The sequence below is a fragment of the Nocardioides lijunqiniae genome, assembly GCF_015024225.1.
GTDB lineage: Bacteria > Actinomycetota > Actinomycetes > Propionibacteriales > Nocardioidaceae > Nocardioides > Nocardioides lijunqiniae.
Genome location: NZ_JACJGM010000028.1, coordinates 1 through 15,602, shown reverse-complemented (window position 1 = coordinate 15,602; position 15,602 = coordinate 1). Strand labels below are relative to the sequence as shown.

General features: G+C 73.8%; 14 protein-coding genes. 6 read left to right on the top strand and 8 right to left on the bottom strand.

What is annotated here, in order from left to right; all coding sequences use genetic code 11:
- Nucleotides 1–57 precede the first annotated feature (57 nt).
- Together IRQ30_RS16355 and IRQ30_RS16350 are read right to left on the bottom strand one after the other, a co-directional pair.
- A complete protein-coding gene (locus IRQ30_RS16355) occupies nt 58–885 on the bottom strand; it encodes a glycosyltransferase family 2 protein (protein WP_338089754.1) in 828 nt (275 codons plus the stop codon).
- A 180-nt stretch (nt 886–1,065) separates the two neighbouring features.
- Nucleotides 1,066–1,203, bottom strand: a complete 138-nt coding sequence (locus tag IRQ30_RS16350; protein WP_193614052.1) for a hypothetical protein — start codon at nt 1,201–1,203, stop codon at nt 1,066–1,068.
- Between the two features lie 502 nt (nt 1,204–1,705).
- Between IRQ30_RS16350 and IRQ30_RS16345 the strand changes: the two genes are divergently transcribed.
- Nucleotides 1,706–2,569, top strand: a complete 864-nt coding sequence (locus tag IRQ30_RS16345) for a hypothetical protein (RefSeq protein WP_193614051.1) — start codon at nt 1,706–1,708, stop codon at nt 2,567–2,569.
- On the opposite strand, the gene IRQ30_RS16340 is transcribed toward IRQ30_RS16345, so the two are convergent.
- Genes IRQ30_RS16340 through IRQ30_RS16330 form a run of 3 tightly spaced genes read right to left on the bottom strand, consistent with a single transcriptional unit; the run spans nt 2,566 to nt 5,874 of the window.
- Nucleotides 2,566–3,618: a CDP-glycerol glycerophosphotransferase family protein gene (locus tag IRQ30_RS16340; RefSeq protein WP_338089753.1), complete on the bottom strand. Its 1,053-nt coding sequence runs from the start codon at nt 3,616–3,618 to the stop codon at nt 2,566–2,568. The genes IRQ30_RS16345 and IRQ30_RS16340 overlap by 4 nt on opposite strands.
- Before the next feature lie 5 nt (nt 3,619–3,623).
- Nucleotides 3,624–4,469: an HAD family hydrolase gene (locus tag IRQ30_RS16335; RefSeq protein ID WP_338089752.1), complete on the bottom strand. Its 846-nt coding sequence runs from the start codon at nt 4,467–4,469 to the stop codon at nt 3,624–3,626.
- Entirely contained in the window at nt 4,456–5,874 is a 1,419-nt protein-coding gene (locus IRQ30_RS16330; protein ID WP_193614048.1) for a mannitol dehydrogenase family protein, read from the bottom strand. The genes IRQ30_RS16335 and IRQ30_RS16330 overlap by 14 nt, the downstream gene beginning before the upstream one ends.
- Nucleotides 5,875–6,066: 192 nt before the next feature.
- Here IRQ30_RS16330 and IRQ30_RS16325 point away from each other — a divergent pair, with 192 nt between their 5' ends.
- The gene (locus tag IRQ30_RS16325; RefSeq protein WP_193614047.1) at nt 6,067–6,480 is read left to right on the top strand and encodes a hypothetical protein; all 414 of its coding nucleotides are present in this window, start codon (nt 6,067–6,069) and stop codon (nt 6,478–6,480) included.
- Between the two features lie 6 nt (nt 6,481–6,486).
- Here IRQ30_RS16325 and IRQ30_RS16320 read toward each other — a convergent pair whose 3' ends face one another.
- Entirely contained in the window at nt 6,487–7,332 is an 846-nt protein-coding gene (locus IRQ30_RS16320; protein WP_193614046.1) for a M55 family metallopeptidase, read from the bottom strand.
- Between the two features lie 113 nt (nt 7,333–7,445).
- Nucleotides 7,446–8,615, bottom strand: coding sequence for a CapA family protein (locus tag IRQ30_RS16315; protein ID WP_193614045.1), 1,170 nt, complete (start codon nt 8,613–8,615; stop codon nt 7,446–7,448).
- A gap of 80 nt (nt 8,616–8,695) precedes the next feature.
- On the opposite strand from IRQ30_RS16315, the gene IRQ30_RS16310 reads away from it, so the two are divergent.
- Entirely contained in the window at nt 8,696–9,139 is a 444-nt protein-coding gene (locus IRQ30_RS16310) for a Fur family transcriptional regulator (RefSeq protein ID WP_193614044.1), read from the top strand.
- Between the two features lie 23 nt (nt 9,140–9,162).
- Nucleotides 9,163–11,439, top strand: a complete 2,277-nt coding sequence (gene katG / locus IRQ30_RS16305; RefSeq protein WP_193614043.1) for a catalase/peroxidase HPI — start codon at nt 9,163–9,165, stop codon at nt 11,437–11,439.
- Nucleotides 11,440–11,511: 72 nt separating this feature from the next.
- On the opposite strand, the gene IRQ30_RS16300 is transcribed toward katG, so the two are convergent.
- A complete protein-coding gene (locus tag IRQ30_RS16300; RefSeq protein WP_193614042.1) occupies nt 11,512–12,162 on the bottom strand; it encodes a hypothetical protein in 651 nt (216 codons plus the stop codon).
- A gap of 192 nt (nt 12,163–12,354) precedes the next feature.
- Between IRQ30_RS16300 and IRQ30_RS16295 the strand changes: the two genes are divergently transcribed.
- Both IRQ30_RS16295 and IRQ30_RS16290 read left to right on the top strand, forming a co-directional pair.
- Nucleotides 12,355–13,395: a polyprenyl synthetase family protein gene (locus tag IRQ30_RS16295; RefSeq protein WP_193614041.1), complete on the top strand. Its 1,041-nt coding sequence runs from the start codon at nt 12,355–12,357 to the stop codon at nt 13,393–13,395.
- On the top strand, nt 13,395–14,288 hold the full coding sequence (locus IRQ30_RS16290; protein ID WP_193614040.1) for a phytoene/squalene synthase family protein: 894 nt from the start codon (nt 13,395–13,397) through the stop codon (nt 14,286–14,288). The genes IRQ30_RS16295 and IRQ30_RS16290 overlap by 1 nt, the downstream gene beginning before the upstream one ends.
- Nucleotides 14,289–15,602 lie beyond the last annotated feature (1,314 nt).

The window sequence follows — 15,602 nt, the reverse complement described above, 5'->3', positions numbered from 1 at the left end:
GACGGCTCGCGCGGTTCGACATGGGGTGCTCTGCTTTCGTCTTCGGGTGATGCGGGGCTAGGTCCGCGAGCTCTCGTCACGCAACCAGGTGGTGAAGTCGCCGGTGCGCACGGCGCGGCGCGACCTCGTGCGGGCGAGGAGCCCGATCCCGAGGAAGAGGGGGAGGTGGAGCGCGAGCCGTGGGTCGCGGAGCACCATCGTGAGCAGCACGGAGGGGGTCGTGACCGACTCCCGGTGCCGGATCCCGAGATCGGTCGCCTGGGCGTTGCCGGTGACGACGCGCACGCGACGACGCAGGAGGTCGGCCGTCGTGAGGGGAGGGTGCACGACCACCGTCGCGTCCCCGGCGATGCGTCGTTCGGCCTCCTCGAACGCCTCCGAGATCGCGAGGTCGTCGCTCATCACGCGGGGCAGGGCGTCCACGCGCCGCTGCCCCTCCTCGGAGAGCGCGATGGCGCCGCGACCGAAGAGCCCGCGCCGCACCTGCGGCAGGCGCTCCCAGACGCGGTAGTAGCTGCGCACCGGCCAGGAGGCCCGCCCGAGCGGCAGCGCCCGGACGGGTGCGACGGCGTGGACCTGGTCGTCGAGCGCGGCGGCCAGCCTGAGGACGTCGGCCCCGGAGATGGTCACGTCGGCGTCGAGGTGGACGCGGGGGAACGCCGTGGCGCACCTGTTGCCGACCCGCACGGCGTGGGCCTTGGACGCCTCGGTGATCTCGACGACGCGCACCCCGTCGACGCCTCGGGCGACGTCGGCGGTGTCGTCGGTGCACCCGTTGCAGACCACCACGACCTCGAGCCGCCCCGGCTCCGTCCCGTCGAGCAGGGCGCGGAGGTTGGCGCCGATCACCGACGCCTCGTCGTGGGCAGGGATGACGACGCTCACGCGCGTCGGGCATCCCGCCCCCGTGCCGTCGTTCGTCATCGCCCACGCCCTCTGATCGCACGCCGGGTGCGCGGCCTACCCCTCATGTGGCCTCACGTGACCGAGGATCGCGCTCCGGGAGCCGCTGGCGCCGACGGGTGGACGGAGTTCCCGCCTATTGGGTATGCGGCGGCGTCGTGCTCAGCGCGGGTCGTCCCCGTTGTCGTCGTTCTCGCGCCACCAGGTGACCAGGAAGAGCGCCGCAAAGGCGATCGTCGGGACCAGCAGCAGCAGCTGGGGCAGGTCGAAGCCCGCGATGCTGAGGGCGAGACAGGTCACGACGGTCCTTCTGGCTCGTGCCGGCGGTGCCGCGCGGGGCCCTCGACGTCAGCACCGGTGAGCCGTGGTCCACCCGGTGACGTCGAGGGCAATGGTAGCGAGGTCGCGTACGTCGCATGGGCGGGTTCGGGCAATTGCTCGCGAATCGCCCTTCCAGGTGGCGAGGACGGCCGCAGCCCGGCGGTGGTCTGGGCGACCTGTCACGGGTTCGCGACCGAGTTGCCGGAAACCGCTGCGGAGCACCAGCGCACTCAGTAGCCTGGCCGGGTCGGAGCAGCCCTCGATCCACGGGTAGTGACTCAGCACCACGGCGGGTGAACCTCACCAGCGCGAGCGGGTCCCACCGGCGTCGACCTCCGCTCGGACCCCATGCCGGCCGGAGGTCGGCACTCCGGCTCGCGACGACGGCGGGCAGCGACCCCGGAGCCATGTCCTGTCCCTGTTTTCGAGTTCTCCGTCCGGGGTACCAACGCGGGTGACGACGAGGCGGACGAGGAACCTGGTGCTGGCACGCGTGGGCCGGAGGTCGCTGCACGCGAGCTGGCTCGACGGCGAGGTGGAGCGCGACTTCGACCTGGTGCTCGTGCCGTACCAGCCGCTGGCGCCTCAGGACGACCTCGAGTGCGAGGTCGCCGACGTCATCCCCGGACCCAAGTGGTCCGGGATGCGTGAGCTCCTGGGCTCCTGGGACGGCTGGCGCGACTACGACCAGGTGTGGATGCCCGACGACGACATCCTCACGAACCCGGACACGATCAACCGGATGTTCGCGACCGCGAGCGCGGTGGGGCTGGACCTGTTCGCGCCGGCGCTGCAGGACGCGTCGTACTTCGCGCACTTCTCGACGATGCAGAACCACAGCTTCGCCGGCAGGTGGACCGGCTTCGTGGAGATCATGATGCCGGGCTTCAGCGCCTCCGCCCTGGACCGGCTGCTGCCCACGCTCGAGCTCAGCGAGACCGGGTGGGGCTGGGGCCTGGACTCGCTGTGGCCGAAGCTCCTCGACCACCGCCACGTCGGCGTCATCGACTCGACGCCGGTCCTGCACACGCGGCCGGTCGGCCGGATGCGCGACGAGGAGCTGCGACGGCGCGTGGTCGCGGAGTCCGACCGGATCCTGGGGGAGTACGACTGCCGCCAGGAGCACACGACCTTCGGAGCGTTCGGTCCCGACGACAAGCGCCTCGAGCTCGAGCCCGAGGCGTTCTTCGCCGAGCTCGTGCGGGGGTGGCAGCACCTCGTCGACGCCGACCCGCGGGTGCTGACCTGGCTCGTGCACTTCCAGCAGCAGCTCTTCGGCTGGCCGGCGTACCCGGTCGAGGGGACCCCCGCGGGCGGCTGGGGACGGCTGCCGCGGGACGTCTAGCCGCTCAGGCCGAGCCGGGCGAGGACCCGCTCGCCGGCGTCGCCGTCGTCGAGCGGGGTGAAGGTCTCACGGAAGGCCGCCGACCGCAGCGCCCAGTCCTGCTCCAGCGTGGCCAGGTCGGTCAGCACGTCGACCAGCTCGCCGGTGGTGGAGACGACCGGGCCGGGAGCGACCTCCTCGAGGTCGGCGTAGAAGCCGCGGACGGTGTCGCCGAAGCGCGCGAGGTCGGGCGCCAGGTGCAGCACCGGGCGGCCGGTCACCGCGAAGTCGAACATGGCGGAGGAGTAGTCGGTCACGAGCACGTCCGCGGCGCAGTAGAGGTCGCGCAGGTCGGGGTAGAGCGACACGTCGTGCACGCCGGGCAGCGCATCGAGGCGCAACCGCCCCGTCAGGAGGTAGTGCGCACGCACCAGCAGCACGTGGCCCGGGCCGAGGCCACGCACGAGCTCCGCCGGGTCGAGCGGGTAGGTCAGCTCGGACCCCTGGTCCTTCTCGTCGTCGCGCCAGGTGGGGGCGTAGAGCACGACGACCGCGTCGTCGGCGATGCCGAGCCCGCGGCGTACGTCGGCGCGCACGGTCTTGCGCTCGGGCCGGGAGAGGAGGTCGTTGCGCGGGTAGCCGGACTCCAGCACCTCGCCGTTCCAGCGGAAGGCGCTGCGCAGCCGCGGCGTGCTCCAGGCGCTCTGGCTCAGCAGCAGGTCCCAGCGGTCGACGTCGCGGTCGAGGCGGTCGAGCACGCCGTCGGGAGCCCACCGCACGTCGCGGTGCACGCGCTTGAGCGGCGTGCCGTGCCAGGTCTGGACGTACGTCGTGCCCGGCTGCTTGTCCCACTCCACCTCGGTGTGGGTGTTGGCGACCAGGAGGTCCGCCGACTCGAGCGTCTCCCGGGCGCCGGGGCCCTCGATGTCGACGGTGCGCACGGCGCGCGGGAAGGAGCCGAGGTGCGCCTCGTGGGCCAGCCAGACGTGCTCCAGCCCGTCACGACCGGCGAGCCGCTCCCACAGGGCGCGGGGGCTGTCGGAGAACCGCCCGTGGAAGCTGTTCCACACCACTCTCAACGACGTGCACCCCCTGTGGACACCGAGGACCATCGTGCCAGCGTCGAGGCACGACCGGCGACGCCGGCCGCCGCCTCGACCAGCGCGTCCACCGCGGCGCCGTGGGCAGCGGCCGCTGCCTGCTCGACCGCCGCCCAGTCGTCGCCGACGGTCGAAGCGCCGGCGGCGGTCAGGTCGGCCGCGCGGCCGGCCTGCTCGGCGAGGGGCACGAAGGCCAGGATGCCGACGACGGGAATGCCGGCCGCGATCGCCGAGGCCACCCCGGAGACGGCGTCCTCGACCGCGAGGGCGGCGGTGGGTGGCAGGCCGAGGGCGAGGGTCGCCGCGGTGTAGACAGCAGGGTCGGGCTTGCTCGTCGGGACCGGTAGGGAGTCCTGGGCGCTGAAGCGGCTCTCCGCGGGCAGCAGCTCCGCGAGACCGGTCACCCGGAAGCAGACGTCGAGGCGGGCGAGCGCACTGGAGCTGACGACCGTGAGGCGCCAGTGGCGAGCCAGGCGGCGTACGGCGGCGGTGACCTGCGGGTCGGGGCGCAGCGTCGCGGCGAGGTGGGTCGTGACGACCTCCTGCTCGCGCGCCACCCAGGCCTCCAGCCCGACGTCCTCCGGAGTGCGCCCGGTCTCGCGGGCCAGGTCGGTGGCGAGGCTGCGGAAGTTGCGTCCGAGGGCCTGCTGCCGCAGCTCGTCGGCCGTCCACTGCTCGCTCGAGCCCAGGGATCGCAGGAAGTCGTTGGTGACCTCGGTGGAGGCCTCGAACGCCGGCTCCTCGGAGGGGAAGAGGGTGCCGTCCGCGTCGAGCAGCAGGGTGGGCCGGGACTCGCCGGTCCGGTGGTCAGGACGCCGCACGGGCACCTCCTCGGACGGTGGCCAGCTCGTCCTGCAGGTCGCGCACGAACGCGGGCCGCGCCCTCAGCCGCTCGAAGCCCTCGACCGCGGCCAGGAGCGGACGTACGTCGGCGTGCGCCTCGCGCGCCAGGGGCAGCAGCGCGTCCAGCGCCGGCTCGCACAGCGCCTCCCGCTCCGCGGGTCCGAGGTCCTCCTCGGACAGGCCCGACAGGTGGTCGACCCAGGCCGCGAGCACCGACAGCAGGACGCGGTGCGGACGGCCGCCCAGCACGGCGTCCTCGAGCGAGGGGACCACGTAGTGGCGCATGCGCACGGACCCACGCCGCCGCAGCCGTGCCAGGGGGTCGCCGATCGCGGGGTTGCCGAGCCGCGTCAGCACCTCGTGGCGGTAGGCGTCGGGGTCGACGCCGGCGGCCGGCGCGAGCAGCGGCTGCACCTCCAGGCGCAGCATCTGCTCGACGAGGCCGCCGAGCGCCGGGTCGGCCATCGCGGCGTCGGTGGTGGCGTGCTGCGTGGGAGCGCCCAGGTAGCCCAGCGCGAGGTGGGCGGCGTTGAGCATGCGGGTCTTCATCGCGGTGTGCGGACCGACGTCCGCGACGACGTGCACGCCCACCTCCTCGAGCGGCGGGCGCTCGCCGCTGAAGCAGTCCTGCACCACCCAGTGGCTCGACGGCTCGGTCATCACCGGGGCGCGGTCGTCGAGGCCGGAGTGCCGTCGCAGCCGGGTGCGGTGGGCGGCGGTCGGGGTGGGGGTGATGCGGTCGACCATCGTGTCCGGGAAGGCGACGTGGTGCGCGACCCACGACGCCAGGCCGGGGGAGCGGTGGCGCCCGGCCGCCTCGACCACGCAGCGCCGGGTGGCGCTGCCGTTGGCCGGGAGGTTGTCGCACGACATCACGGTGAAGGGCGGCAGCCCGCGTCGGCGGCGCAGGTCGAGGGCGTCGGCCAGGAGGTCGAACGCCGCGGTCTCGCCACCCGTGTACGTCGGCGCCGTCACCGTCAGGGTCACGAGCCGTGCGTCCGGGTGGACCAGCGCCGCCAGCGCTCGACTCCGGTCCTCCGCGACGGAGGCGTAGTCGCGCAGCACGCCGATCACCCGCACCCGGGGCTCGTCGTCGGACAGCTCGGTCACCGAGTAGAGGCAGTCCTGGGCGAGCAGCTCCCGTCGCGCCCGGCAGCGACGCACGCCGATGCCCACCACACCCCAGCGGTCCGAGATGCCCTCGTCGGCGATCCGGTCGAGGTAGACCGCCTGGTGCGCGCGATGGAACATCCCCACGCCGAGGTGCACCACACCCGCCCGCAGCGAGCGCACGTCGTACGACGGACGGGCGACGGCGGCCGGGAGGTGCGGCAGCGTGCCACGCCGCAGGCTGATGGGTGGATCGGGCCAGGTGGTCTGCACAAGCGCCTCCGAACGGTCAGGGTTCGGGGACCCACGTGGTTCGCCGACGTGCCCCAGTGCCCCGATGACGTACCGGCCACTCGGACCCGAAGGGGTGATGAACAGCACCCGACCGTCCGGTCTGAGCTCGCGTGACGACACCGAACAGCCGCCGTCCTTGTGCGGGGCGCACGGCAGGGTGATCATCGTGAGATGGGCGTGAGCCTGTGGATCCAGCTCGGGGTGGTCGTCGCCATCCTGGCCGCGCTGTGGGTGCTCGCCGACGCGGGCACCTACCGCGGGCGGGCGCTACGCGCCGGTCGGCGCCTGGGCCTGGTCGACTCCGCACCGCCGCGGCCGACAGGACGGCCGGTCGAGCAGATCGCCGCCGACGTCGAGCGGATCCGCCGCTGCGTCCGATCGGCTCCGCCGGGCATGCCGGTGGCCCGGCGTCGCGGCTGGCTCCAGGCCTACGACGACGTCCTGGTCGACGCCTGCCGGGCACTGGGGGTCGAGCAGTCACTGGAGACCTTGGTGTCCGGCACCCGACGCGAGCTCGAGCGGGAGCGGGTCGAGCGGGTGCTGGTGCGCGCCGGGCTGGTGCGCAGCCGCGACGCGGATCGGTAACCCGCCTCAGTGGCCCCGCACGAGCACGTTGCGCTCGAGAAGCGCGACGTGCGCCAGCGTGAACCCCACGGTCACCAGTCCGAGCAGCTCGTCGGCCGACGCGATGTCGCGGGCCACCGTCCGGTCGCCGATCCGGGTCGTGCCGGGGACGGCGGAGACCATCTCGGCCGCCAGCACGTTGGGCAGGTCGAGCTCGAGCCGCAGGCTGTCCGGCACCGGGGCCAGCCGCATGCGGTCCGCCCGGCGTACGGCGTCCCGGGCGCGGGTCTGCACGAGGTCGCGCGCCACCGAGGGCGCGAGCGTGGAGGTGGCGGAGTAGCCGTGGGCGACCTTGACCGCCGCGGTCACCACCCCGGGCAGCAGGGTCTGCGCCAGGTCGCAGATCACGTCGTCGCCGGTGACCAGCCCGACCGGCACCCCGCGGGTGGCGGCGAAGAGCGCGTTCACCGAGGTCTCGGAGGCGTCCTCGCCGTTGACCCGGACCCCGAGGAAGTGCGAGGAGAACGTGTGGGCCAGGACGCCCCGGGCGCCGGCCGGGGCGTGGTAGCCGACGAACAGCGCCAGGTCGTGCTCCTCGGTGAGTCCCTCGGCCATGCAGAAGCCCCGCGGGCGTCCGAAGACCAGGCGCGCCCGGGCATCCAGCCGCTCGTGGAGCAGGTTGTCCATGGTGCCGTGGCTGTCGCTGACGACCACCTCGGTCGCGCCGCCGTCGAAGGCGCCGCGCACGGCGGCGTTGGTCTCCTCGGTCATCAGGGCGCAGGCGCGCTCGTAGCCGTGCCCGCCGCGCACCACCTGGTCGAGGGTGGCGACGCCGGCGATGCCCTCCATGTCCACGGAGATGTAGACCTTCACGGATGTCCTCTCGTCGATGCCTCCCCGCATGCTCGTCGGCTCGGGCGCAGGCGTCTTCGTCGTTCCTCACGAAGCTGGGGGCCGCGGACCGTCGTCCTCACCCGGGCACGGCGTCAGCCGGCGAGCCCGGCGCAGGCGCGCAGCGCCGCCCGGTCGGTCTCGAAGCGCCTGGCATCGGCCCCGGACAGCGGCGCGGGCAGGCCGTCCGGCCCGATGCGCGCGGGGTCCCAGGCGGCCCGGGTGACCCGGGCCCGTCCCGCAGGCGTCGCCGCCGGCCGCACGCTGAGGGTGAGGACGCCCGTGACGGAGGTGGCCTCGGAGGCCTGGGTGTACCAGGCGAAGTTGCCCAGACCGTAGGCGACGTAGCCGTCCCCGAGCCTCCCGTCGCCCTGGAGGCGGTGGGTGTGACTGCCGACGACGACGTCCACCCCGGACTCGACGAGGTCCTGCGCGAGCCTGCGCTGGCCCGCTCCCGGGCAGCGCTCGCCCTGGACCCCCCAGTGCAGGTAGGCGACCACGACGTCGGCCGTGCGGCTCGCGGCACGTGCCGCTCGCAGCAGGCGGTCGGGATCGAGGGCGTCGGCGGTGCCGGAAGAGCGGGCGGTCGCTGCCCACTGGGAGGTGGGGTCGGCCGTCGGGTCCGCCCCGGCGGTCGTCGCGCCGAGGACCGCCACGACCGTGCCGCCCACCTCGACCACCGCAGGCCGGAAGGCCTCGCGCGCGTCGCGCCCCAACCCGACGACGGCCAGCGGGGGATCGGCCTGCGCCGCGGCGTCGACGGCGGCGAACGTGCCTGGCAGCGGCTCCCGACCGAGGTCGAGCGCGTGGTTGTTGGCCATGCTCACCACGTCGACGCCGGCCGCGGCGAGCGCCGCGAACGCGCTCGGCGGCGCCTGGAACGTGAAGCGCTTGCCGGCCTCGGGCTCCCCTCCCGTCCCCACCGACGTCTCGAGGTTGACGACGGCGACGTCGGCCTCGGCGAGCGCCGCGGTCGCCGGGGCGAGCGCGGTCGCGGGATCGGCCAGGCGGGCCCTCAAGGCGCCCTCGAAGTGCACGTCGCCGGCCACGGCGATGCGCACCGGCGCCGGAGCGACCGGCGCGGGGGAGGTGTCCGGCGCGCTCGGGCTGCTCCCGTCGGGCGACGTCACGGCCGGGCCCGCGTCCGGAGGTCGCGGCGCCGGGGTGGGCTCCTCGGCTGCGCCGCACGCGGCCGCGAGCGTCAGGGCGGCGACGGCCAGGCCGGACGCGGCGCGTGCTCGCGTCCGCTGCCGTCGTCCGGTCATGTCACGAGCCTAGGTGCGCCGGGGCCGACACCCCGGTCGACAATCTTGATCGGTTCCAGAAAAGGCCCTAGGGTGAGGCCATGTCCACCACCCAGCACGAGGTCGCCCTCCGGGCGGCGTCCCTGCGGGTCACCCAGCCCCGCCTGGCCGTGCTGGCCGTCGTGGACGACCACCCGCACATCGACACCGACGCCGTCATCGGACGGGTGCGCAGCGACTACGCCAACGTGTCGCACCAGACCGTCTACGACGTGCTCCGGGCGCTGACCGACGCCGGCCTGATCCGCCGCATCCAGCCGGCCGGCTCGACGGCGCGCTACGAGTCGCGCGTCGGTGACAACCACCACCACGTGGTGTGCCGCACCTGCGGCGCGATCGCCGACGTCGACTGCGCGGTCGGCCACACCCCCTGTCTCACCGCCTCCGACGACCACGGCTTCGTGGTCGACGAGGCGGAGGTCGTCTACTGGGGCACCTGCCCCGACTGCGCGGCCGCAGCCCTCGCACCATCCCCCACCGAGTGAACCCGCCAGCCGGAAGGAAGCACATGAGCGACAGCCAGGACAGCAGCACCCCCGAGAGCCCCCAGGGGGTGGACCGCAAGGAGGAGGCCGGCTGCCCGGTCATGCACGGCTCCGCCGCCTCCAGCGGCAGCGAGAGCGAGAACCCGGCGATCGACTCGCCGACGCCCAAGACCGGCGGTCGCCCCCACACCAACAAGGACTGGTGGCCCAACCAGCTCGACCTGTCGGTCCTCCACGTCCACTCGTCCAAGGCCAACCCCCTCGGTGAGGGCTTCAGCTACGCCGAGGAGTTCGCGAAGCTGGACCTCGGCGAGCTTCGTCGCGACATCGTCGAGGTCCTCAACACCTCGCAGGACTGGTGGCCCGCGGACTTCGGCCACTACGGCGGCCTCTTCATCCGGATGAGCTGGCACGCCGCCGGCACCTACCGCATCTACGACGGCCGCGGCGGCGCGGGCGAGGGCAACCAGCGCTTCGCCCCGCTCAACAGCTGGCCCGACAACGCCAACCTCGACAAGGCCCGCCGCCTCCTGTGGCCGGTCAAGCAGAAGCACGGCCAGAAGATCTCGTGGGCCGACCTGCTCGTCTACGCCGGCACCGTCGCGCTCGAGGACATGGGCTTCCAGACCTTCGGGTTCGGCTTCGGCCGCGAGGACGTCTGGGAGCCCGAGGAGATCATCTGGGGTCCCGAGGACTCCTGGCTGGGTGACGAGCGCTACGCCGGCGAGCGCGAGCTCGAGGAGTCCCTGGGCGCGGTCCAGATGGGCCTGATCTACGTCAACCCCGAGGGCCCCAACGGCAACCCCGACCCGCTGGCCTCGGCCCGCGACATCCGCACCACCTTCGCGCGCATGGCGATGAACGACGAGGAGACCGTCGCGCTGATCGCCGGCGGCCACACGTTCGGCAAGACCCACGGCGCCGGCGACCCCGACCTCATCGGCCCGGAGCCCGAGGGCGCCCCGCTCGAGGAGCAGGGCCTGGGCTGGAAGAGCGGCTACGGCTCCGGCAAGGGCGCCGACGCGATCACCTCGGGCCTCGAGGTCACCTGGACCTCGACCCCGACCCGGTGGAGCAACGACTTCTTCAAGTTCCTCTTCAAGTACGAGTGGGAGCTCACCAAGAGCCCGGCCGGTGCCTTCCAGTGGGTGGCCAAGGACGCCGAGGACATCGTGCCCGGACCCGCGTCGGACTCGCCCAAGCGCAAGCCGACCATGCTGACCAGCGACCTGGCGCTCCGGTTCGACCCGGAGTACGAGAAGATCTCGCGCCGCTTCCTGGAGAACCCCAACGAGTTCTCCGTGGCGTTCGCCAAGGCCTGGTACAAGCTGCTGCACCGTGACATGGGCCCCGTCGACCGCTACCTCGGCCCGTGGGTCCCCGAGGCGCAGCTGTGGCAGGACCCGGTCCCGCCGGTGCAGGGCGAGGTGGTCACCGACGCCGACGTGGCCTCGCTGAAGAGCAAGGTCCTGGAGTCCGGTCTCTCGGTCTCCGACCTGGTCTCCACCGCGTGGGCCTCGGCGTCGACGTTCCGCTCGACCGACAAGCGGGGCGGGGCCAACGGCGCCCGCATCCGTCTGGAGCCGCAGCGCGGCTGGGCGGCCAACCAGCCCGAGCAGCTCGCCACGGTGCTCGAGAAGCTCGAGTCCATCCGTGCCGAGTTCAACGGCGCGGGCGGCGCGCAGGTGTCCCTCGCCGACCTGATCGTCCTCGCCGGCAACGCGGGGGTCGAGAAGGCCGCGCAGGACGCCGGCGTCGAGGTCACCGTCCCGTTCCACGCCGGGCGCACCGACGCCACGCAGGAGCAGACCGACGCCGACTCGTTCCGGGTCCTGGAGCCTCGCGCCGACGGCTTCCGCAACTACCTGCGCGACGGTGAGAAGCTGCCGGCGGAGACGCTGCTGCTGGAGAAGGCCTACATGCTCGACCTGACCGCGCCCGAGATGACGGTGCTGCTCGGCGGCCTGCGTGCCCTGGGCAACAACGTCGGCGGCGTGCAGCACGGCGTCCTCACCGAGCGCCCGGGCGTCCTCAGCAACGACTTCTTCGCGAACCTGCTGGCCCCCGGGGCCCGGTGGAAGGCGTCGGAGTCGGAGGAGAACGTCTACGAGATCCGCGACGCCGCGACCGACGAGCTCAAGTGGACCGCCACGGCGGTCGACCTGGTCTTCGGCTCCAACTCGCAGCTGCGGGCCCTTGCGGAGGTCTACGCCAGCGACGACGCGCGCGACAAGCTGGTCGCCGACTTCGTCGCCGCGTGGACCAAGGTCATGGAGCTGGACCGCTTCGACCTGGCCTGAGCGCCTACCTGCAGCAACCGAGCCCGGTCGACCACGAGGTCGGCCGGGCTCGGCTGCGTCCTGCGGCGTCCGTCAGCCGGGGTCGGCGACCCGCTCGGCGAGCCGCACCGCGGCGTGCCGCACGAGGTCGGCCTCGTCGGGGTCGGCCGCCAGCCGCTCCGGGACCTGGCCGCCGAGGAGTCCGACCGGCTGGGTGAGCCAGGCCCAGGCGCGCCACGGGTCCATCCCGGCCGCCAGCAGCGGGGCGAGCACCGGCTGCAGGTCGGGGCGGGGCTCCCCGGAGTCCGTGAGCTGGAAGGCCGGCACGACGGTGCCGGTCTCGGTGGCGACGACGAGCAGCCGGTGGGCGTCCTGGGCCTTGTGCACGGCGAAGCGCGTGGCGTTGACCGAGGTGCCGCGCAGCGCGCCGAGCGTCTCGTAGGTCAGCCACGGGGTGTCGAGCAGCTCCTGGCGCACTCGGGCCTGCCGGGCGATCAGCAGCAGCGGCACCGGCACGGCGTGCTCGGGCTCCGAGCCCTCCTGGTGCAGCAGCCGGTCCAGCTGGGCGAGCTGGTCGTCGTCCAGCCGGAGGCCCGTGCGCGGGTCGCTCCAGCGGGGGAGTCCCTCGTCGTCGCGCACGAACGTCGGCAGGCCCGCCTCCGCGAGGTGTGGCGTCAGCCCGAGGTCGTCCAGCCACCGGGCCAGCCGCTCTCCGAGCCCGGGCGACGAGGGGTCCGCTGTCATGGGACCAGCCTGCCGCACGGCGTCGACCGCGGGACGACGAGCCCCGCCCGCGGGACCGCCCACGCCCGCGTGCGACGCCCGGGAGTGGGTACCTTGGTCGCACCCACGGGTCTCCAGGCTCGTGAGCCGGTTGGAGCGGAGGTCCTCGGTGTCGCCGTGCCTGACCCAGGTCTGCGTACGACGCGGGCCCTCATGAGCGGGGACGCGACGGCACTGACGCGGGCCCTCGAGGCCGCACTCGCGCCCGGGCCGGGCGGCTCACCCACCGGCCCCGACCGTGCCGCGCTCGACGAGGCCCTGCGCGACGCCCTCTCGGGCGGCAAGCGCTTCCGGCCGCTGCTGGTGGCGTGCGTGCACGACGCGCTCGGTGGCACGGCGGGCGCCGCCGTACCGCAGGTGGGGGCGGCCGTCGAGCTCCTCCACACCGGCTTCCTGGTGCACGACGACGTGATCGACGGCGACGACCTGCGCCGTGGGCGGCCGAGCACTCCCGGACGGTTCCGCGCGGACGCCGTGAAGGCCGGGGCGTCGCCGTCGGGGGCCGACACCTACGCCTGCGCCGCGGCGATCCTCGTCGGCGACCTGGCCCTGAGCCACGCGATGCGCGCGGTGGCCCTGTGCGAGGTCGACGGGGCCGGCCGGGCGCTGCTGCTGGAGCTGTTCGACGCGGCGCTGCGGGTCTCGGCTGCCGGCGAGCTCGCCGACGTACGGCTCAGCCTCGGGCTGGAGGACCCGACGCTCGCGGAGGTCCTGACGATGGAGGCCCGCAAGACCGCCGCCTACTCCTTCGAGCTGCCCATGCAGGCCGGTGCCGTGCTGGCCGGAGCAGATGCGGACACGGTGACCGGCGTGGGTCGGGTGGGGCACCTGCTCGGGATCGCCTACCAGCTGCTCGACGACCTCGACGGCGTCTTCGGCGACTCGGCCGGCACCGGCAAGGAGCCCTTCGGCGACCTGCGCGAGGGCAAGCGCACGCCGCTCGTCGTGCACGCCCGCAGGACGCCGACGTGGGGCCGGATCTCGGGCTACCTGGGACGCGGCGACCTCGGCGCCGCCGACGCGGCGCGGGTCCGCCACGCGCTCGAGGAGTCGGGGTCCCGGGCGTTCGTGGAGGAGCTCGCCGCCGAGCACCTGCGTGAGGCCCAGGCACACGCCGCGCGGCTCGGTCTGCCCACCGACCTCATCCACGCCGTCGGCGCGGTGTCGTCCGGCAGGGCGACGGGGGCGGCCTGATGACCCGGCAACGCGTGGCCCGGACGGCGGCCGCTCCGCTGGCCGCGCACCGCACCTACGACGCGGTGGCCGAGGAGGCCGCCGGACTCGTGATCCGGCGCTACTCGACGTCGTTCGGACTGGCCAGCAGGCTCCTGGGCCCGTCGGTGCGCCGTCACGTGCGCAACGTCTACGCCCTGGTGCGGGTGGCCGACGAGATCGTCGACGCGCCGCGCCCCGACGGCACGACGCAGTCGCAGCGCGAGACGCTCGGCGAGCTCGAGCAGGAGACCTGCCGGGCCCTGGCCTCCGGTCACTCCGGCAACCTGGTCGTGCACGCGTTCGTCCGCACCGCACGCGCGACCGGCATCGACGAGGACCTCGTCGCTCCGTTCTTCGAGTCCATGCGCGCCGACCTGACGGAGGTCGAGCACGACCGCGCCAGCTTCGAGCGCTACGTCTACGGCTCCGCCGAGGTGGTCGGTCTGATGTGCCTGCGCGCCTTCCTCGCCGGCCGGCCCGACGCCGAGGCGACGTACGCCGAGCTCGCCCCGGGCGCCCGTCGCCTCGGCGCGGCGTTCCAGAAGCTCAACTTCCTGCGGGACCTGGGCGCCGACTTCGAGGCGCTGGGCCGCTCGTACTTCCCCGGGGTCGAGCCCGCGCTCCTCACCTCCCACCAGCGCGACCTGCTGCTCGACGACATCGACGCCGACCTCGCCGCGGCGCGGCGCAGCCTCGAGCGGCTGCCTCCGAGCAGCAGGCGCGCGGTGCGCGTGGCGCACGGCCTCTTCCAGGAGCTGTCACGCCGGCTGCGCGCGACGCCTCCCCGGCAGCTGCTCCGTACGCGGGTGCGCGTCCCTGACGGCGTCAAAGCGCGCATCGTCCTCACCAGCGTCGCCCGAGGGCGCCGCTGAGCTCTTGTCGAGACCCTGTGAGCCGAACGCCGAGCGGCGACCCACGGTGGTTGAGGTGCGAGCGCCAGCGAGCCTCGAAACCACTACTGGTGGTCGAGCAGCGAGCGCCAGCGAGCGTCCGTCGAGACCCCGTGACCCGAACGCCGAGCGGCGACCTACGGTGGTTGAGGTGCGAGCGCAGCGAGCCTCGAAACCACGTCTCCGGTGGTCGAGCAGCGAGGAGCGCCAGCGACGAGCGTCCGTCGAGACCCCGTGACCCGCACGCCGGGCGGCGACCCACGGTGGTTGAGGTGCGAGCGCCAGCGAGCCTCGAAACCACTACTGGTGGTCGAGCAGCGAGCGCCAGCGAGCGGCCGTCGAGACCCCGTGAGCCGAACGCCGAGCGGTGACCCACGGTGGTTGAGGTGCGAGCGCAGCGAGCCTCGAAACCACTACTGGTGGTCGAGCAGCGAGGAGCGCCAGCGACGAGCGGCCGTCGAGACCCCTGCACCTCTGGCCGCTTCCTCGGGGCCGGACGGGGTGCCGCGCGCTAGCCGGTCGCGTCTCCGCGTCAAGGAGACAACGCCTGCTTCGCGGCGGCTGCGCCGTCCTTGACCCGGAGCCTCTCTCGACCGGCTTGACGGCGCACGGGGCGACACGGGCTTCGCCCGCGCCGCCCGCGCAAGGCGCGGCACCCCTCCGGTGGGGCTGGTGTGACTGGTGGTGCGTCTACCGACACTCAGCGTCGGCAGTTGGTCACCGCGCTGGCCCAGCCAAGCGTGGACACGCCGCGCTTGAGCTCGAACTGCCGACGCTGGTGACCGATCGGCGGGGCCCGCGCTGTTTGCGGGCGGCGCGGCGAAGCCGTCGCCGCCCGTGCGCCGCCAAAGCAGCCCGGGAGAGGCTCGGAGTCAAGGACGGCCGAAGGCCGCCGCGAAGCGGGCGCCGAAGGCGATCCTTGACGCCGAGACCCGGGCTGCTAGCGCGCGGGCCAACACCAGCCACGCATCGACGGTGTGGTTTCGAGGCTCGCTGCGCTCGCACCTCAACCACCGTGGGGTCGGCTCGGCGGTCGGGTCACGGGGTCTCGACGGGCGCTCGTCGCTGGCGCTCCTCGCTGCTCGACCACCGGAGACGTGGTTTCGAGGCTCGCTGCGCTCGCACCTCAACCACCGTGGGGTCGGCATGGCGGTCGGGTCACGGGGTCTCGACGGGCGCTCGTCGCTGGCGCTCCTCGCTGCTCGACCACCGGAGTTGTGGTTTCGAGGCTCGCTGGCGCTCGCACCTCAACCACCGTGGGGTTGGCTCGGCGTTCGGGTCACGGGGTCTCGACGG